Below are 17604 nucleotides of genomic sequence, written 5' to 3'. Positions count from 1 at the left end.
GCGCGCATCAGCACGCCCGATCCCGCTCCGCCGCAGCGAGGAGGTTTCCGTGACCGGCCCCGAGATCGCGGTCGACCGCAGCAGCCCGGTCCCGCTCTACTTCCAGGTCGCCGAGCAGTTCGCCGCGGCGATCCAGCGCGGTGAGCTGGCCCCGGGTGACCGCCTGGACAGCGAGTTGCAGCTGGCCGACCGGCTGGGGCTGTCGCGGCCCACCGTGCGGCAGGCCATCCAGCACCTGGTCGACAAGGGACTGATCGTCCGACGGCGGGGCGTGGGCACCCAGGTGGTCCGGGGCGAGGTGCGCCGGGCCGTCGAGCTGACCAGCCTGCACGACGACCTGGTCCGGGCCGGGCAGCGACCGTCCACCTCCGTGCTGGAACTGGCCACCGTGGCGTGTCCTCCGGCGGTCGCCGCGGCGCTCGGCGTACCACCCGGGGACGAGGTGCAGCACCTGCGCCGGCTGCGGTTCTCCGACGGGGAACCCCTCGCCCTCATGGAGAACTGGCTCCCGGTCGACCTGCCGCGGCTCACGATGGCGGCCCTCCAGGCCGACGGTCTCTACGCGATCCTGCGTGCCGGGGGCCGCCGCATCCGGGGCGCCAACCAGCGGATCGGGGCGCGGGCCGCCACCGCCGACGAGGCGCAGATGCTCGGCGAGCGGCGCGGCGCACCGCTGCTCACCATGACCCGCACCGCGTACGACGACCAGGGCCGCTACGTCGAGCACGGCGCGCACATCTACCGGGCCAGCCGCTACTCCCTCGAGGTGACCGTCGCCGAGCGGTGACGGTGGATGTTTCGCGCTCATTTCAGTGACAGGTATTTACGTCGTCAGGCTGTCATGACATTGTGGCCGCAAGCACCGCCGGCGGCGGACGTGCGGCCGGCGGGCGACCCGCGAGTCTCTTCGAAGTTCCTCCTTGCGAAGGGAAACAGCCCATGTCAGCCAAGCCGAGACGCGCCGCCGGCGCGCTCGCCGCGTTCACCGCCGTCGCCCTCGCCGCCACGGGGTGCGGCGGCTCGGACGAGCCCGCCGGTAAGGACGCCAAGAACATCACCCTCACCATCTCCGCCAACTCGATCGTCGGCGGCAAGAACTCCGCGGGCGCGGAGTGGATCGAGAAGTGGGTCATCCCCAAGTTCGTCGAGGCGCAGAAGGCCAAGGGCGTCACCGCCAAGGTGACGTTCGTGCCCAGCGGCGTCGACGACGAGCAGTACAAGACCAAGCTGGCCCTGGACCTGCGCTCCAAGGGTGGCGCCGACGTGATCGCCGTGGACGGCATCTGGGTCGGCGAGTTCGTCCAGGCCGGCTACCTGAAGCCGCTGTCCGAGGTCGCCGGTGACCAGGTCGACTCCTGGGAGGGCTGGTCCCAGATCCCGGAGACCGTGCAGGGTCTCGGCTCGTTCGAGAACAAGCGCTACGGCATCCCGCTCGGCACCGACGGCCGGGTCCTCTACTACAACAAGAAGCTCTTCGCCCGGGCCGGCCTGCCCGCCGACTGGCAGCCGAAGAGCTGGCAGGAGATCCTCGACGCGGGCGCCAAGCTCAAGGCGCTGCCCGGGGTGACGCCGATCCAGATCAACGCCGGCACCGCCATGGGCGAGGCCACGTCCATGCAGGGCGCACTGCCGCTGCTGGTCGGCGCGGGCGGCGAGATCTACAAGGACGGCAAGTGGTCCGGCGCCACCCAGCCGGTCAAGGACATGCTCGACTTCTACGGCAAGGTCTACGGCGGCGGCCTGGGCGACCCGAAGCTCCAGCAGGAGGCCAAGGGGCGCGACAAGTCGTTCGCCGAGTTCGCCGCCGGCAAGATCGGCATCCTCGCCGAGGGTGACTACTTCTGGCGCAGCGTCGTGAACCCGACGTCCGGCATCGCCAAGATGGCCGACCGGGACACCACCGTCGGCTACGCGATGATCCCCGCCAAGCAGCCCGGCGCGGGCATCCGCGGCCAGGACTTCGTCAGCATGTCCGGTGGGGGCGTCCGGGTGCTCAACCCCAACTCCAAGTTCCCCTCCCAGGCCTGGGAACTGCTGTCGTTCATGCACTCGGCCGAGGCGGTCAAGGCCGAACTGGCCGGCGAGGCACGCATCACCGCGCGGCAGGACGTCAACAAGGAGGTCCTGGCGGGCGACCCGATGCTGAGCTTCATCACCGAGAAGGTGCTGCCGCTCACCGCGTACCGGCCGCCGCTGGCGGTGTACCCGCAGGTGTCGGTGGCGCTCCAGGAGGCGACCGCCGCCGCCACGGCGGGCAAGAGCGCCGACGAGGCGGCCGCCGAGTACCAGAAGAAGGTCGAAGGGTTCGTCGGTGGTCCAGGTAACGTCACCTCCTGACGAGATGGTCGAGGGAGCGCGCCCGGTCACGGGCGCCTCCCCGGCCCCTGACGCCGCCGGGCTCGGCCGGGCCCGGGCCACCGGGTTCCTCGTCCCGGCCATGGTGCTCATCCTGGTCTTCCTCGTGGTGCCGGCCGCCTGGACGATCTACCTGGGCGTGACCAACTACCGGCTGACCGGCCTGGCCGCCGCCCATCCCGAGGTCGTCGGCCTGGACAACTACACCCGGGCCCTCGGTGACGAGCGGTTCCGCACCTCCCTGCTGCTGACCCTCCAGTTCGTCCTCGGCTCGGCGGTGATCGGCCAGGCCGGGCTCGGCTTCGCCATCGCGTTCGCGCTGCGGGACCGGCGTGGCCCGCTGCGCCGGGTGGTCGAGGGGTTCGTGCTGCTCTCCTGGATCCTGCCCAGCTCGGTGGTCGCCTTCCTGTGGATCGCCCTGCTCGACCGGGACGCCGGCACGCTCAACGCGCTGCTCGGCATCCCCGGGACGGCGTGGCTGCTGGACCACCCGATGCTTTCGATCATCGTTTTCAACACCTGGCGCGGCACGGCGTTCTCGATGATGCTCTACGCCGCGGCGCTGGAGAACGTCCCCCGCTCGCACCTGGAGACCGCCCGGCTGGCCGGGGCCTCGACCTGGCAGCAGTTGCGGGACGTGGTCTTCCCCCGCATCCGCGGGCACGTGCTGACCAACCTGCTGCTGATCAGCCTCTGGACGTTCAACGACTTCGCGCCGTTCCTCATCACGGCGGGCGGGCCCGAGCAACGCTCGGAGATCCTGCCGGTCTACGTCTACAAGGTGGCGCTCTCCGGCGGCGAACTCGGCTTCGGCGCCGCCATCTCGTTCATCATGCTGCTGATCAACCTGGTCATCGCGCTGGTCTACCTGCGCATGCTGGGCCGGCGGAAGGAGTCGGCGTGACCACCGACACGGCGCCCGCGCCCACCACCGAGGCGGCCCGGCCCACCGTCGCGGTCCGCCACGTGCTCGCCCAGGTCGGCCGCTACACGTTCCTCTGCGCCGTACTGGCCTTCTTCGCGCTGCCGCTGCTGTGGCTGGCCACCGCCCCGTTCGACGACACCCCGACGGTCACCGCCTCGCTGCCGCGGTTCACGCTGGACAACTTCCGCGCGCTGCTGGACAACCCGTACGCGCTGAGCTCGCTGCTCAACTCGGTCTACCTGGCGGCCGGCACCGCGGCGCTGGTGGTGACCTTCGCGGCGCTCGCCGCGTACGCGCTCAGCCGGGTCCGGGTGCCCGGCCGCGACGCGCTGCTCTACGGGCTGCTGCTGCTGTCCTCGATCGTCACCGGCACGGCGACCATGGTGCCGCTGTTCGAGCTGGCCTTCCGGCTCAACCTCATCGACTCCCGGCTCGGGGTCATCCTGATCCTCAGCGGCGGGCTGCTGCCGGCGGCCATCTTCATCCTCAAGGACTTCATGGACTCCACCCCGACGTCCTACGAGGAGTCCGCCCGGGTCTTCGGCGCCAGCCCGTTGCAGATCATGCGGCACATCGTGGTGCCGCTGGTCCGTCCCGGCCTGGCCACCGTCGGGGTGTGGGCGGTGGCCAACGTCTGGGGCAACTTCCTGGTGCCGTTCCTGCTGCTGCGCGGGCCCGACAAGGCCCCCGCCGCGGTGATCATGTACACGCTCTACACCGAGGGCGGGCAGGCCGACCTGCGGCTGCTCTCCACCTTCTCCCTGCTCTACTCGCTGCCGGTGGCGCTCATGTTCGTCTTCGTCAGCAGCCGGTACGGGTTCCGCTTCCACGGAGGGATCAAGCGCTGATGTCCGCCATCACGATGCGGGAGCTGACCAAGGTCTACCCCGGCGGGGTACGCGCCCTGGACGCCCTCGACCTGGAGATCGCCGACGGCGAGTTCTTCGCCCTGCTCGGCCCGTCCGGCTGCGGCAAGACCACCCTGCTACGCACGATCGCCGGGCTGGAGGTCGCCTCCGGCGGCAGCGTCCGGATCGGCGACCGCGACGTCACGAACCTGCCGCCGGGCAAGCGCGACGTGGCCATGGTCTTTCAGGACTACGCGCTGTTCCCGCACATGACCGTGCGGGACAACATCGCCTACCCCCTGCGGATCAAGAAGGTCGACCGGCGCAGCCGGGGCAGCAAGGCCGCCGACACCGCCGACGAGCTCGGCCTGTCCGGGCTGCTGGAGCGCCGCCCGGGGCAGCTCTCCGGCGGCCAGCAGCAGCGCGTCGCCCTGGCCCGGGCGATGGCCTGCCACCCGCAGGTGTTCCTGCTCGACGAGCCGCTGTCCAACCTCGACGCCCGGCTGCGGCTGGAGGCCCGGACCTTCCTCAAGCGCCTCCAGCGGGAACTGGGGGTCACGACCGTCTTCGTCACCCACGACCAGGCCGAGGCGCTCGCCCTGGCCGACCGGATCGCGGTGATGGAGGGCGGCCGGATCCGCCAGGTCGGCACCCCCACCGAGGTGTTCCGGCGCCCCGCCAACACCTTCGTCGCCGGCTTCATCGGCTCGACGCCGATGAACCTGATCGACGCGCGGGTGCACGGCGACGAGCTGGCCGTGGCCGGGGCCCGGCTGCCGCTGCCCGACGGCGCGTCCGGCCAGGTCACCGAGGGCGAGCCGCTGGTCTACGGCATCCGCCCCGAATACCTCGACTACTCCCCCACGGCGGTGCCCGGTGCGCTGACCGGCGAGGTCGTCGTCGTGGAGAACCTGGGCAGCGTCTCCCTGGTCTCATTGGACGTGCCCGCCGACGACGCCGAGGCGGGCGACGGCACCGGCGGGGGCCGGGCCAGCGTGCAGGTCGTCGTGCCCGAGGGCGGGGAACCCGAACCGGGTGACACCGGCTGGGCGGTACCCCGCCCCGGCCGGTCGCTGCTCTACCGGGACGGGAACCTGGTCGCCGCCACGGCCGGCGTGCCGGCCCCCCGCGCCGACGCCGCCGTGCGGAGCTGACCGTGGTCGTGCACCGTGGCAGGTGGACCCTCCAGGACCGGGCCGACGACATCCTGCGCGCCCTGCCCGTCACGGTCGCGCCCGGCACCGCCGCGCTCACCGTCCGGCTGGACTATCCCCGCGAGGCCGGGGTGCTCGACCTCGGGTGCGTCGGCCCGGCCGGCTTCCGTGGCTGGTCGGGCGGCGCCCGCGACGGCTACACCGTGGCCGCCGGCTGGGCCACCCCCGGCTACCTGCCCGGGGAGCTGGAACCCGGCGAGTGGCAGGTGCTGCTGCGGTTGCACCGCATCCCGCCCGACGGGCTGGCGTACGAGGTCACCGCCACCACCAGCACCACACCGCCACCCGCGCCACCCGCGCCGGCGGCCCCGCCCCGCCCCGACCGCCCGCCCCGGCGCGACCCGCCGGCCGTCGACGGCCGGCGCTGGCTCGCCGGTGACCTGCACGCGCACACCGTGCACAGCGACGGCGCGCAGACCATCGACGAGCTGGCCGCGCTCGCCGCCGGCCGGGGCCTGGACTTCCTCGCCGTCACCGACCACAACACGGTCAGCCACCACCCGTGGCTGCCGGCCGCCTCCGACCACTACGGCATCACCCTGCTGCCCGGCCAGGAGGTGACCACCGACCGGGGGCACGCCAACGTGTTCGGCCCGGTGGGCTGGGTCGACTTCCGCCGCCCGCCGGACGAGTGGCTCGTCGCGGCCCGGCGCGACGGCGGGCTCATGTCGGTCAACCACCCCCTCGGCGGCGACTGCGCCTGGCGCCAGCCGCTCGCCGACCGCACGCCACTGGTCGAGGTGTGGCACTCCGGCTGGTGGGACCGCACCTGGGGTGCCCCGCTCGCCTGGGCGCGGGCCTGGCGGCCGGACGTCGTGGCGATCGGCGGCAGCGACTTCCACCGCCCCGGCGACGACGCGCCGCCCGGCTCCCCCACCACCTGGGTGCTCGCCGACCGCGACGGCGCACCCGGCGACGCCGTGCTGGACGCGCTGCGCGGTGGCCGTACCGCGATCTCCGCCGACCCCGGCGGGCCGCTGCTGCTGCGCCTCGGTGACGAACTGCTGGCGCTCGACGCCGACGGCGCGCTGCTGGCCTACCCGGACGGCCGGCACCGGCTGGTCCGCGGCGACCGGTGCCTGCTGCCGGCCGGCGACGGGCTGCACGTCCTGGAGTCCCACCGCATGGAGGTGATCGCACTGTGCAGCTGACCGCACGCACACGGGTGGCCGGCGCCCCCGTCAACTACGGCATCTACCAGCCCACCGGCGCACCCGTCGGCCCCGACGAGCTGCTCGCGGCGCTGGCCCGCGACGGCTACACCGGGGTGGACTCCGGCCCGATCGGCTACCTCGGCACCGGCGAGACCCTCGCGCGCCGGCTGGCCACGGCCGGCATCGGGCTGGCCGGCGGCTGGGTCGACCTGCGGTTCGCCGACCCGGCCGGCTTCGCCGAGGACCTGGTCCAGCTCGACGCCGCGCTCGACGTGTTCACCGCCGTGCCGGTCGACGACGCCCGGTTCGCGCCCCGGCCGACGCTGGCCTGCCCCGGCAACCCGGGGCGGATGGCCCGCCCGGGCACCCCGACCGACCTGGCGTCGGCGCTGCCCGCCGCGGCCTGGCCGGACTTCGCCGCCCGCGTGCAGCAGGCCGCCGACCGGTGCCGCGAGCGCGGCCTGGAGCCGGTGTTCCACTACCACCTCGGCACCGACGTGGAGACCGAGGCGGAGGCCGACCGGCTGCTCGAACTCACCGACATCGCCGTCTGCCTGGACACCGGGCACCTGGCGCTGGCCGGTGGCGATCCGGTGGCCGCCGTACGCCGCTGGGCCGGCCGGATCGGGCAGGTCCACCTGAAGGACGCCGACCTCGCCGCCCACGCCCGGGTCCGGGCGGCCGGCGGGGGCCTGATGGACATGGTCGCGGCCGGCGGCTTCTGCGCGCTGGGCCGCGGGGACGTCGACCTCGCCGGGGTGTTCGCCGCCCTCGACGACATCGGCTACAGCGGCTGGCTGGTCATCGAGCAGGACGCCCCCGAGGACGGCCGGGACCTCGACCGGATCCGCGCCGACCAGCACGACAACCGGCGGTGGCTCGAGGAGGCGCTGCGATGACCGAACCGGGGAAGCGGATCCGGATCGCGGTGGCCGGGCTGGGCATCATCGCCCGGACCGTACACCTGCCACTGCTGCAACGCCGGAGCGACCTGTTCGAGATCGTCGCGCTGGCCGACCTGTCACCGTCCCGGCTGACCGAGCTGGGCGAGCGGTACGGGGTCGAGCCCGCCCGCCGCCACGCCGACGCGGCCCGGATGGTGACCGAGGGCGGCTGCGACGCCGTGCTGCTGGCCACCTCCGGCTCGCACGGAGACCTGGCCGCGCTGGCCCTGCGCGCCGGCCTGCCCGTGCTGTGCGAGAAGCCGCTGGCCTACACGTGCGCAGAGACGGCCCGGCTGGCCGAACTGGGCACCGGCAGCCCGGCGCTGATGGTCGGCTACATGAAGCAGTACGACCCGGCGGTGGCCGAGGCCGCGCGGCTGCTGGCGGAACTCGGCGGCCCGGAGCGGGTGCACGCCGTGGAGGTGACCGTGCTGCACGCCGGCGGCGACCGGCAGCTGCGCTTCGCCAACCTGCCGCCGGCCGCCGGCGACCTGCCGGCCGAGGAGGCGGCCCGGTTCGCCGCTGAGGACCGGGCGCTGCTCGACGCGGCCGTCGGCGCCGACCCGGGCGCCCGCACCCTCTACCAGATCCTGATCAACAGCATCTCGCACGACCTGTCCCTGCTGCGGCTGTTCACCGGGGCACCGGCCACCGTGGAGCAGGTCGCCACCTGGCCGCTCACCCCCGACGGCCCGGCCGAGCCGTCGGTGGAGATCAGCGGGCGGTTGCCGGCCGGGGCCCGCTACGGCATCCGGTGGCTCAACCTGCCCGACTACCCGGCCTACCGGGAGACGGTCACCCTGCACCACGCGCGCGGTTCGCTGGAGCTGGTGTTCCCCAGTCCCTACCTGCTGAACGCGCCGACCACGCTGACCGTGGTGGACGAGCACGGCGGCGGCGAGCGCCGGGCCGCGTACCGGTCGGTGACCGAGGCGTTCGAGCAGGAACTGGTCGCGTTCCACGCGATGGTCACGGCGGGCGCCGCGCCGCTGACCGGCATCGCCGAGGGCGCGGCCGACATACGGACCAGCCAGCAGGTGGTACGCCGCTACGGTGAGCTGACCGGCGCGGCGATCGGCGGAGAGGCAGCGAGCTGATGACGCGACCGACCGAGATCATCGTGGTGCCGCACACTCACTGGGACCGGGAGTGGTACGAGCCGTTCCAGCGGTTCCGGCTGCGGCTGGTGGCGCTGCTGGACGACGTGTTCGACCGGATGGAGCGCGACCCGCGGCAGCGGTTCACCCTGGACGGGCAGCTCGCCGCGGTCGACGACTACCTGGAGGTCCGCCCGGAGCGGCGGGAGCAGGTGATCGACCTGGTCCGGGCCGGCCGGCTGTCGGTGGGCCCCTGGCAGATCCTGCTCGACGAGTTCCTCTGCTCCGGCGAGAACATCGTCCGCAACCTGGAACGCGGGCTGGCCCGCAGCGCTGACCTGGGCGGCGCCATGCCGGTCGGCTACCTGCCCGACATGTTCGGTCACATCGCCCAGATGCCCCAGATCCTCGCCGGCGCCGGGCTGGCCCACGCCTGCGTGTTCCGCGGCGTGCCCGAGCGGGTCCACACCCATGCCTTCGCCTGGCAGGCGCCGGACGGCACCACGATCCGCACGCAGTACCTCCCCGGCGGCTACGGCAACGCCGCCGGCCTCATGGACGACGCCGCCCAGGTGACCCGCCGGGCCGGTGACCTCGCCGACCGGCTCGCCGCGTGGCGCCCGAGCGGCGACGACACCCCGGTCCTGGCCATGTACGGCACCGACCACGCCGCGCCGGCGCCGGACGCCCCCGACCTGCTGGCCACCGCCGACGTCGCCGGCACCCGGCTGCGGCTGGGCACCCTCGCCGAGTACTTCGCCACCCAGCCGGCCGCGATCGACGGCCTGCCCGTGGTGCGCGGCGAGCTGCGCTCGCACGCCCGGGCCAACATCCTGCCCGGCGTGATCTCCGTCCGCGCCCACCTCAAGCGGGCCATGAACCGCGCCGAACGGCGCGTCGAGCGGTACGCCGAACCGCTCGCCGCGCTCACCCACGACGGGTCCGTGCAGCGGTTCCTCGACATGGCCTGGACCCGGCTGATCGACGCGAGCTGCCACGACTCGGTGACCGGCTGCGGCTGCGACGAGACCGCCGAGCAGGTCGCCGCCCGGCTCGCCGAGGCCGACCAGCTCGGCCGGGCGGTCTGCGACCTCGTCGGCGCGCGGCTCTCGGCGGCCGTGCCCCGGGACGGCTACCTGCTGTTCAACCCCACCCCGGCAGCGCGGACCGCCCTGGTCCGCCTGGACGTGGCGCTGCCGGACGACGGCGGCGTGGCGCTCACCGACGCCGCCGGCCGCAGCGTGGCCACCCAGGTCCTCGATCGGAGCCGCACGCTGCTCGCCGACGACGTGGTGCCGGCCGCCGACCTGCCGGCCGTGCTCACCCGGGTGCACGGCCGGGAGCTCTACGGCCAGGAGGTCACGGCCTGGTCGGTGTCGCCGGAGGAGGCCACCCTCACCTTCGAGGTGGCCCGGCACGGCGATCCGGCCTTCGACGTCGAGGACGTGCGGCTGGCGCTCGCGGCCGCCGGGCAGCCGGACCGGTGGCGGGTACGCATCCTCGCCGCTCCCCGGGCCACCGTGGCCGCCCTGGTCGACGTGCCCCCACTGGGACAGGCCGCGGTCCGCCCGGCGCCGCTCCCGGCGACCGCGACGCCCGCGTCCGACCCGGTGACGGTGGCCGGCCGCAGCCTCGACAACGGCCTGCTCCGGGTCGACGTCGCCGAGGACGGCACCCTGACCCTGTCCACTCCGGACGGGGTGACCGTGGACGGCGTGGGCCGGATCGTCGACGGCGGCGACGTGGGCGACAGCTACAACTACGCCCCGCCGGCCGCCGACGAACTGGTCGACAAGCCGCGGGCGGTGCGGACCGTGGTGCGCCACGACGGGCCGCTGGTGGCCGTCCTGGACGTGGTGCGCGAGTACCGCTGGCCGGTGGCCGCGGACGTCGACGCCGGCTCCCGCGCCGTGGACCGGGAGCCGGTCACCGTGACCACCCGGGTCGAGCTGCGCCGCGGTGAAGGGTTCGTCCGCCTGCGCGTCGAGTTCGACAACCGCTGCGACGATCACCGGGTCCGGCTGCACCTGCCGCTGCCGTCACCGGCCGACACCTCGTACGCCGAGGGCCAGTTCGCCGTGGTGGCACGCGGCCTGACGGCCGAGGGCGGTGGCGGTGAGGTGCCGCTGCCCACCTTCCCGGCGAACGGGTTCGTCGCCGCCGGCGGGCCGGACGGCGCGCTCGCCGTGCTGCTGACCCAGCCCACCGAGTACGAGCTGACCGACGCGGGCCGGGAGTTGGCGGTCACCGTGCTGCGGTCGATCGGGATGCTGTCGCGCAACCGGCACGCGCTGCGCGACGAGCCCGCCGGTCCGCAGCTGCCCACGCCCGAGGCGCAGTGCCGCGGCGCCCGCACCGTCGAGCTGGCGGTGCTGCCGTACCGGGGCGCCTGGCACGAGGCCGGGGTGCTGGCGGCGGCCGAGGCGTACCGGCACGAGCTGCTGTCCTTCCCCGGCACGGCCGACCCGGCCACGGCGCTGGCCGCGCCGGTGGCCGGGCTGTCCGTCGACGGTCCCGGGGTCGCGCTGACCAGCGTGCGGGACCGGGCCGGCCGCACCGAGGTGCGCCTGGTGGCGCAGACGCCGGTGGACACCACCGCCGTGCTCGGCGGCGCGAGGATCCGCGGGGCGTGGCGGGCCGACCTGCTCGGCCGGGCCGGCGAGCCGCTCACGGTCGACGGTGGCGGGCTGGTCCGGCTTCCCCTGCGGGCCTGGGAGATCGCGACGGTGCAGCTCGACCTGTCCTGACCCGCCGGGTGCGAACGCTGCCTGATGGGTTCTTTTGCTCAGGTCAATGACGTGTTCTCATACCGGGACGACGACGTCACCGACCGGCCGAGGGGGCAGACCCCGCCCCTCCGGTCGGTGGCCCCACCGGCGAAAGGTGCAAGGATGCACAGAAGATCCACCTTCCAACTGGCGGTCCTGACCGCCACCGCGGCGACGTTCCTGGCGTCCGGCGGCGCGTCCGCGGCGGCGGGCACGGCTGCACTCGCGACCGCCTCCCCCGCGGTGGCGGCGTGTACGCCGGGCGCCGAGGGGCAGAGCGCGGCACGCGTGGCCGAGGGCGCCACCGCCCAGGAGCCCGAGCTGTACTCCAAGAACGAGGCGAACGCCTACGGCGTGATCAAGGACTCGCCGCGCCTGCCCAACGGCAGCGTCACCGTGCCCACGGTCTTCCACATGATCTCCGACCACGCCCTCAGCGCGGCCGAGACCACGCGGTGGAACACCCTCATCGCGGCGCAGATGAAGGTGCTCAACGACTCGTACGCCGGCCGCACGTCCGCGGACGCCTCCGACACGCCGTTCCGGTTCTCGCTCGTCGACACGACGTGGACGGTGAACAGAGACTGGTACACGGTCGTGCCCGGCAAGAACGAGCGCGACATGAAGAAGGCGCTGTACACCGGCGACGCCCGCACCCTGAACGTGTACGCGGCCAACATCGGCGGCGGCCTCCTGGGCTGGGCGTACTTCCCGAAGGGTTACAACAACGGCCGGGACTACATCGACGGCGTCGTGATGCTCGACGAGTCGATGCCGGGCGGGACCGCGGGCAAGTACGCCCTCGGTGACACGCTGACGCACGAGGTCGGGCACTGGCTGATGCTGGAGCACACCTTCGCGCACGGGTGCTCCGCCTCCGGCGACTACGTGGCGGACACCCCGCGCGAGGCGGCGCCGCAGTTCAACTGCCCGGTGGGCGCGGACACCTGCACCGCACCCGGGCTGGACCCGATCCACAACTTCATGGACTACACGCAGGACTCCTGCATGGACATGTTCACCGCCGGGCAGGCGGACCGGATGAGCGACGCCTGGGTGGCGTTCCGGTCCGGCGGCGGCAAGTAGGCAGCACGTCACAAGGGGTTGACGGGCCGCTGGTCGGCGGCCCGTCAACCCCTTCCGTGTACGGCGCCGCGAACTGCCGCCCGGCGTCCGCTGCGTGCCGTGGCCGGTGCCTGATGCGGGGACGGTGACAGCACCCGCCCGGAGGCCAGGAAGGTCGTCACCGTTCGGCCGCGACTCCGCCGGGGCCGGGCCGACCCGGTGTGACCCGCCCCGATCAGCGCTCACCGGGTGGGCAGACCTCACCCGCGCGGGGGCGAAGTTCCGAAACGCCCCGGGTGGCCCGTGTGACGCGCTCATCATGACAACGAGATTGGGACGCGACAGCCGGGAGGCAACGACATGAGGCGTCGACGGAGCAGGCGGAAGTCACTGCTGCAGGCAGCGATGATCTCCCTGACGGCAGTGGTGGCGGCGGCAGCGGTGGTCCGCGCCGGGCGCCGGCGGGCCCCGGGAGACAGCACGGCGGACAGCTTTCCGGTTCGCGGGGCCGGCGCCCTGGACACCGGTCTCTCCTCGCCGCTCGGCGGGACGTCCACGGGTCGCCGCGACGGCGAGGCGCCGGTGCTGACCCGTTCGGCGGACTGAGGCCGCTATTTGACCTTGCGGGTCGAGCGGGCCACGATGCCGTCGTACTCGGGATGCTTCTCCAGCCAGCTACTCAGGAACGGGCAGATCGGCACCACGGTCCGCCCGTTCGCCCGCGCGTCGTCCATGACCGCGCGAGCGAGGAGCGAGCCCACGCCCTGCCCCTCGAACTCCGGGGCGACCTCGGTGTGGGTGTAGGCGATGATGTTGCCGGTCAGCTGATAGGTGACCAGACCGGCCGTCGTGCCCGTCTCGTCCCGCGCCTCGAACCGTTCCCGCTCGGGCACGTCCGTCACCGTGAAACCCATCCCGCCATCCAACCACGCCCCGACGGGATCCACCGCCGATCGTGACCACGGCGACAGGCAGCCCTGGACAGTTACAGTTAACAAACCTAATAATTGTGCATCCGTCGATACGTCCGACGGCCCACCCCGTACCGGGAGGACCGGATGCACCGCATCGCCCGTACCCCCTTCCTGGCCGCTCTGGCGGCGCTCGCCGCCGCCGTCGCGGCGACCGTGGCGTTCGCCGCCCCCGCGCTGGCCGCCGGCCCCACCGCCACCTTCGTGAAGACCTCCGACTGGGGCAGCGGTTGGGAGGGCAAATACACGATCACCAACGGCGGCGCCGGCACCATCACCGGCTGGCAGGTCGCCTTCACCCTGCCGGCCGGCACCACCCTCGGCTCCTACTGGGACGCCACGGTCAGCAGCGCCGGCCAGCGGCACACCTTCACGAACCGGTCCTGGAACGGCACGATCGCCCCCGGCGCCTCGGTGTCGTTCGGCTTCCTGGCCACCGGGTCCGGCTCGCCCACCGACTGCACGCTCAACGGCGCCCCGTGCGGCGGCGGCACCCCGACCACCCCGCCCACGACCAGCGCACCGCCCACCACCGCACCGCCCACCACGCCACCGCCCACCACGCCACCGCCGACCAGCCCACCGCCGACGAACCCGCCCGCCGGTGGGCTGCCCAAGCACGCCCTGATCGGCTATCTCCACGCCAGCTTCGCCAACGGCTCCGGCTACGTGCGGATGGCCGACGTGCCCGCGGACTGGGACGTGGTCAACCTCGCCTTCGGCGAGCCCACCTCGGTCACCTCCGGCGACATCCGCTTCCAGCTCTGCCCGGTCACCGAGTGCCCCAACGTCGAGAGCGAGGCGGAGTTCACCGCCGCCATCCGGGCCAAGCAGCAGCAGGGCAAGAAGGTGCTGCTGTCCATCGGCGGCCAGAACGGGCAGGTGCAGCTCACCACGACCGCCGCCCGGGACACCTTCGTCCGCTCGGTCTCGGCGATCATCGACCGGTACCACCTCGACGGGCTGGACATCGACTTCGAGGGCCACTCCCTCTACCTGAACCCGGGCGACACCGACTTCCGCAACCCGACGACCCCCGTGATCGTCAACCTGATCGCGGCGATCCGGACCCTCAAGCAGCGCTACGGCGCCGGCTTCGTCCTCACGATGGCCCCGGAGACGTTCTTCGTGCAGCTCGGCTACCAGTTCTACGGGTCCGGCCCGTGGGGCGGGCAGGATCCCCGCGCCGGGTCGTACCTGCCCGTGATCCACGCCCTGCGCGACATCCTCACCGTGCTGCACGTGCAGGACTACAACTCCGGCCCGATCGTCGGGCTGGACAGCCAGTACCACACGATGGGCGGCGCGGACTTCCACATCGCGATGACCGACATGCTGCTCGCCGGTTTCCCGGTCGCCGGGAACGCCGACGCCGTGTTCCCGGCACTGCGGGAGGACCAGGTCGCCTTCGGCGCGCCGTCGTCGACCAGCGCCGGCAACGGCTACGTCGCCCCGGCGGGCGTGCAGCAGGCGGTCACCTGCCTGGTCAAGGGCCAGAGCTGTGGCGGCTACACGCCGCGCAGCGGCACGAACCCGGGCTTCCGCGGCCTGATGACGTGGTCGATCAACTGGGACCGGTACTACGGCTGGGAGTTCCGGCTCCAGCACGGCCCGTTCCTGAAGGCCCTGCCCTGACCCCGCGCCGGTCGCCCCGGGCCGCACCGGCCGGGCCGGGGCCTCCGGTGCCCACGAAAAAAGGGAGCATCTGCTCCCTTCCACCTCCAACGTATATCGCACCTGGGGGCTTGCGGCAAGACCCCGGTCGTGCCGCAGAATCACCGGCCTAAGCCAGCTACCTGCGAAAACGGGGAGACGGAACGGCGCCGGTGACCCCGGCGGTCCCGCCGCGGCCCCAGATCGGAAATGGTGCGTTGAGTCCTGTGACCAGCAGCGTGTTCGACCTTCCCGAGCGTCTCTCCGCCAAGGCTGACCCGGCGCTGATCGCCCGCGACGAGGAGCACTTCGCGGCCCTGGCGGAGAGCCTGGAACTGTTGTCCGCCGACCTGTCCGGCCGCCTCGGCGCCGCGCGCCGGGCACCCGGCGGCAAGGGCCGGCAGGCGTCGGACCGGGACATGGAGGTCCGCCGGCTGACCGCCCGGCTGCGCACCCTGGGCCGCTACGGCGTGGACCTGTGCCTCGGACGCATGGTCGGTGCGGACGGCGGCGACCCCGTGTACATCGGACGACGTGGCCTCACCGACGGCGAGGGCCGCCGGCTGCTGCTCGACTGGCGCTCCCCCGCCGCCGAGCCGTTCTTCGGCGCGACCCACGCCAACCCGATGGGTCTGGCGAGCCGCCGCCGCTACCGCTGGACCCGCGGCCGGATCACCGACTACTGGGACGAGGTGTTCACCGCCGACGGGTGGGAAGGGCACGCCGCGCTCGACGACCAGTCCGCCTTCATCGCCAGCCTGGGCGGCAGCCGGTCGAACCGGATGCGGGACGTGCTCGGCACCATCCAGGCCGACCAGGACGCCATCATCCGCGCGGGCTCCCGCGGCGCGCTCGTCGTGGACGGCGGTCCGGGCACGGGGAAGACCGTGGTCGCCCTGCACCGCACCGCGTACCTCCTCTACGCCGACCCCCGCCTCCAGCACCGCCACGGCGGGGTGCTGTTCGTCGGTCCGCACCAGCCCTACCTCGCCTACGTGGGCGACGTCCTGCCCAGCCTGGGCGAGGAGGACGTCCAGATCTGCACCCTGCGCGACCTCGTCCCCGAGGGCGCCACGGCGACCGTCGAGACCGACCCGGACGTGGCGCGCCTGAAGTCGTCCGCGGACCTGGTGACGGCCGTCGAGGCCGCCGTCCGGTTCTACGAGGAGCCGCCGGCCGAGGGGATGACGGTCACGACCGACGACTCGGACGTCTGGCTGAGCGCGGCGGACTGGGCCGAGGCGTTCGACGCGCCGGATCCCGGCACCCCGCACAACGAGGCGCGCGACCGGATCTGGGAGGAGTTGCTCACGATCCTGACGGACAAGCACGACGGCGACGAACCGGCGGACCGGGTCCGCGGTGCGCTGCTGCGGAACCGGGACCTGCGTACCGCCTTCAACCGCGCGTGGCCGGTGCTGAAGGCGACCGACCTCGTGGGGGACCTCTGGTCGGTCCCCGCCTACCTGCGCAAGTGCGCGCCCCGGCTCAGCCCGGACGAGGTCCGGAGGCTGCAGCGTGCCGACGCCCAGACCTGGACGGTGTCCGACCTGCCGCTCCTGGACGCGGCACGGCAGCGGCTCGGCGACCCGGAGGCGTCCGGGCGGGAGCGCCGGCAGGAGGCCATCCTCGCCGTCGAACGGGCGCGCATGGCCACGGTCGTGGACGAGCTGATCGAGGCCCACGCGTATGACGACGGTGAAGGGGTGCTGTCGAGCCTGCGTCAACTGGATCTCCAGGATGCCCTGGTCGACTCGGCCGCACTGCCCAGCGCCGATCCGGACCTGCTCGCCGGCCCGTTCGCGCACATCGTCGTGGACGAGGCCCAGGAACTGACGGACGCGGAGTGGCAGATGCTGTTGCTGCGGTGCCCGTCCCGGAGCTTCACCATCGTCGGGGACCGCGCCCAGGCCCGGCACGGGTTCACGGAGTCGTGGCGGGAACGCCTCGAAAGGATCGGGCTCGACCGGGTCGACCTGGCCACGCTCAGCATCAACTACCGGACGCCGAAAGAGGTCATGGCGGAGGCCGAGCCGGTCATCCGGGCCGTGCTGCCGGACGCCAACGTGCCGACCTCCATCCGCGGCGGCGTCCCCGTCGTACGCGGGTCCGTCTCCGACCTGGGCCCGATCCTCGACGGCTGGCTGGCCGCGCACGCCGAGGGGGTCGCCTGCGTCATCGGCGACCCCACGTTCCAGGCGACCTCCCGCGTCCAGTCGCTGACCCCTGAGCTGTCGAAGGGGCTCGAGTTCGACCTGGTCGTCCTCGTCGACCCGGAGGACTTCGGCGACGGCATTGAGGGCGCCGTGGACCGCTACGTCGCGATGACCCGGGCCACCCAGCAACTCGTCGTCCTCACCAGTTCCTGACCGGTCACCACCGCCCGGGAGCACTCGCCGCGTGTAGGTCCGCGCAAAGCGGGTACTCCCGGGCGCTCAGCCGCCGACGTGTCAGGGGGATGCGTGTTCGCCAGTCGAGAGGAACTGCTGCGTTACCTCAAGAACGAGGACGTGAGGTTCGTCGACGTTCGTTTCTGTGACCTGCCCGGCGTGATGCAGCACTTCAACCTGCCGGTCGAGTCGGTCGACGACAGCCTGTTCACCGACGGCC

15 protein-coding genes are annotated in these 17604 nt (G+C 73.2%); 14 read left to right on the top strand and 1 reads right to left on the bottom strand.

Going from position 1 to position 17604, the window contains the following annotated elements; all coding sequences use genetic code 11:
• Window positions 1-49: 49 nt before the first annotated feature.
• From ABZW14_RS23040 to ABZW14_RS22990, 11 genes are all read left to right on the top strand, one after another.
• Window positions 50-787, top strand: coding sequence for a GntR family transcriptional regulator (locus ABZW14_RS23040; RefSeq protein WP_355350011.1), 738 nt, complete (start codon window positions 50-52; stop codon window positions 785-787).
• Window positions 788-939: 152 nt separating this feature from the next.
• Window positions 940-2337 carry an extracellular solute-binding protein gene (locus ABZW14_RS23035; protein ID WP_355350008.1) on the top strand — a complete coding sequence of 466 codons (1398 nt, stop codon included), beginning with the start codon at window positions 940-942 and terminating at the stop codon, window positions 2335-2337.
• 4 nt (window positions 2338-2341) lie between these two features.
• Window positions 2342-3259, top strand: coding sequence for a sugar ABC transporter permease (locus ABZW14_RS23030; RefSeq protein WP_355350005.1), 918 nt, complete (start codon window positions 2342-2344; stop codon window positions 3257-3259).
• Window positions 3256-4128 carry a carbohydrate ABC transporter permease gene (locus ABZW14_RS23025; protein ID WP_355350002.1) on the top strand — a complete coding sequence of 291 codons (873 nt, stop codon included), beginning with the start codon at window positions 3256-3258 and terminating at the stop codon, window positions 4126-4128. Before ABZW14_RS23030 ends, ABZW14_RS23025 begins: the two co-directional genes overlap by 4 nt.
• Window positions 4128-5282: an ABC transporter ATP-binding protein gene (locus ABZW14_RS23020; protein WP_355349999.1), complete on the top strand. Its 1155-nt coding sequence runs from the start codon at window positions 4128-4130 to the stop codon at window positions 5280-5282. Before ABZW14_RS23025 ends, ABZW14_RS23020 begins: the two co-directional genes overlap by 1 nt.
• A 2-nt stretch (window positions 5283-5284) precedes the next feature.
• On the top strand, window positions 5285-6493 hold the full coding sequence (locus tag ABZW14_RS23015) for a CehA/McbA family metallohydrolase (protein ID WP_355349996.1): 1209 nt from the start codon (window positions 5285-5287) through the stop codon (window positions 6491-6493).
• Window positions 6484-7395, top strand: coding sequence for a sugar phosphate isomerase/epimerase (locus tag ABZW14_RS23010; RefSeq protein WP_355349994.1), 912 nt, complete (start codon window positions 6484-6486; stop codon window positions 7393-7395). The genes ABZW14_RS23015 and ABZW14_RS23010 overlap by 10 nt, the downstream gene beginning before the upstream one ends.
• A complete protein-coding gene (locus ABZW14_RS23005; RefSeq protein ID WP_355349991.1) occupies window positions 7392-8537 on the top strand; it encodes a Gfo/Idh/MocA family oxidoreductase in 1146 nt (381 codons plus the stop codon). Before ABZW14_RS23010 ends, ABZW14_RS23005 begins: the two co-directional genes overlap by 4 nt.
• Entirely contained in the window at window positions 8537-11284 is a 2748-nt protein-coding gene (locus tag ABZW14_RS23000; protein WP_355349988.1) for a hypothetical protein, read from the top strand. The genes ABZW14_RS23005 and ABZW14_RS23000 overlap by 1 nt, the downstream gene beginning before the upstream one ends.
• 144 nt (window positions 11285-11428) lie before the next feature.
• Window positions 11429-12391 (top strand): zinc metalloprotease, encoded by a 963-nt coding sequence (locus tag ABZW14_RS22995; protein WP_355349986.1) that lies wholly within the window; start codon window positions 11429-11431, stop codon window positions 12389-12391.
• 384 nt (window positions 12392-12775) lie between these two features.
• Entirely contained in the window at window positions 12776-12976 is a 201-nt protein-coding gene (locus tag ABZW14_RS22990; RefSeq protein WP_355349983.1) for a hypothetical protein, read from the top strand.
• Between the two features lie 5 nt (window positions 12977-12981).
• Here ABZW14_RS22990 and ABZW14_RS22985 read toward each other — a convergent pair whose 3' ends face one another.
• Window positions 12982-13284, bottom strand: coding sequence for a GNAT family N-acetyltransferase (locus ABZW14_RS22985; RefSeq protein WP_355349980.1), 303 nt, complete (start codon window positions 13282-13284; stop codon window positions 12982-12984).
• Between the two features lie 144 nt (window positions 13285-13428).
• On the opposite strand from ABZW14_RS22985, the gene ABZW14_RS22980 reads away from it, so the two are divergent.
• From ABZW14_RS22980 to ABZW14_RS22970, 3 genes are all read left to right on the top strand, one after another.
• On the top strand, window positions 13429-14976 hold the full coding sequence (locus tag ABZW14_RS22980; protein WP_355349978.1) for a cellulose binding domain-containing protein: 1548 nt from the start codon (window positions 13429-13431) through the stop codon (window positions 14974-14976).
• A 245-nt stretch (window positions 14977-15221) separates the two neighbouring features.
• A complete protein-coding gene (gene helR / locus ABZW14_RS22975; RefSeq protein ID WP_355349976.1) occupies window positions 15222-17363 on the top strand; it encodes an RNA polymerase recycling motor ATPase HelR in 2142 nt (713 codons plus the stop codon).
• Window positions 17364-17456: 93 nt separating this feature from the next.
• On the top strand, window positions 17457-17604 hold a 148-nt coding region (locus ABZW14_RS22970), incomplete at its 3' end, for a glutamine synthetase (protein WP_355350264.1).

Source organism: Micromonospora sp. NPDC004551 (assembly GCF_040609975.1).
Taxonomy (GTDB): Bacteria; Actinomycetota; Actinomycetes; order Mycobacteriales; family Micromonosporaceae; genus Micromonospora.
This window is presented reverse-complemented; position numbering and strand designations above follow the sequence as displayed.

What these genes read in the sequence shown, in the direction of transcription:
- ABZW14_RS22980 (WP_355349978.1), top strand. Translation starts at nt 13,429, where the DNA reads ATGCACCGCATCGCCCGTACCCCCTTCCTGGCCGCTCTGGCGGCGCTC.
- ABZW14_RS23000 (WP_355349988.1), top strand. Translation starts at nt 8,537, where the DNA reads ATGACGCGACCGACCGAGATCATCGTGGTGCCGCACACTCACTGGGAC.
- ABZW14_RS23005 (WP_355349991.1), top strand. Translation starts at nt 7,392, where the DNA reads ATGACCGAACCGGGGAAGCGGATCCGGATCGCGGTGGCCGGGCTGGGC.
- ABZW14_RS22995 (WP_355349986.1), top strand. Translation starts at nt 11,429, where the DNA reads ATGCACAGAAGATCCACCTTCCAACTGGCGGTCCTGACCGCCACCGCG.
- ABZW14_RS23020 (WP_355349999.1), top strand. Translation starts at nt 4,128, where the DNA reads ATGTCCGCCATCACGATGCGGGAGCTGACCAAGGTCTACCCCGGCGGG.
- ABZW14_RS23035 (WP_355350008.1), top strand. Translation starts at nt 940, where the DNA reads ATGTCAGCCAAGCCGAGACGCGCCGCCGGCGCGCTCGCCGCGTTCACC.
- ABZW14_RS22990 (WP_355349983.1), top strand. Translation starts at nt 12,776, where the DNA reads ATGATCTCCCTGACGGCAGTGGTGGCGGCGGCAGCGGTGGTCCGCGCC.
- ABZW14_RS23030 (WP_355350005.1), top strand. Translation starts at nt 2,342, where the DNA reads ATGGTCGAGGGAGCGCGCCCGGTCACGGGCGCCTCCCCGGCCCCTGAC.
- ABZW14_RS22985 (WP_355349980.1), bottom strand. Translation starts at nt 13,284, where the DNA reads ATGGGTTTCACGGTGACGGACGTGCCCGAGCGGGAACGGTTCGAGGCG.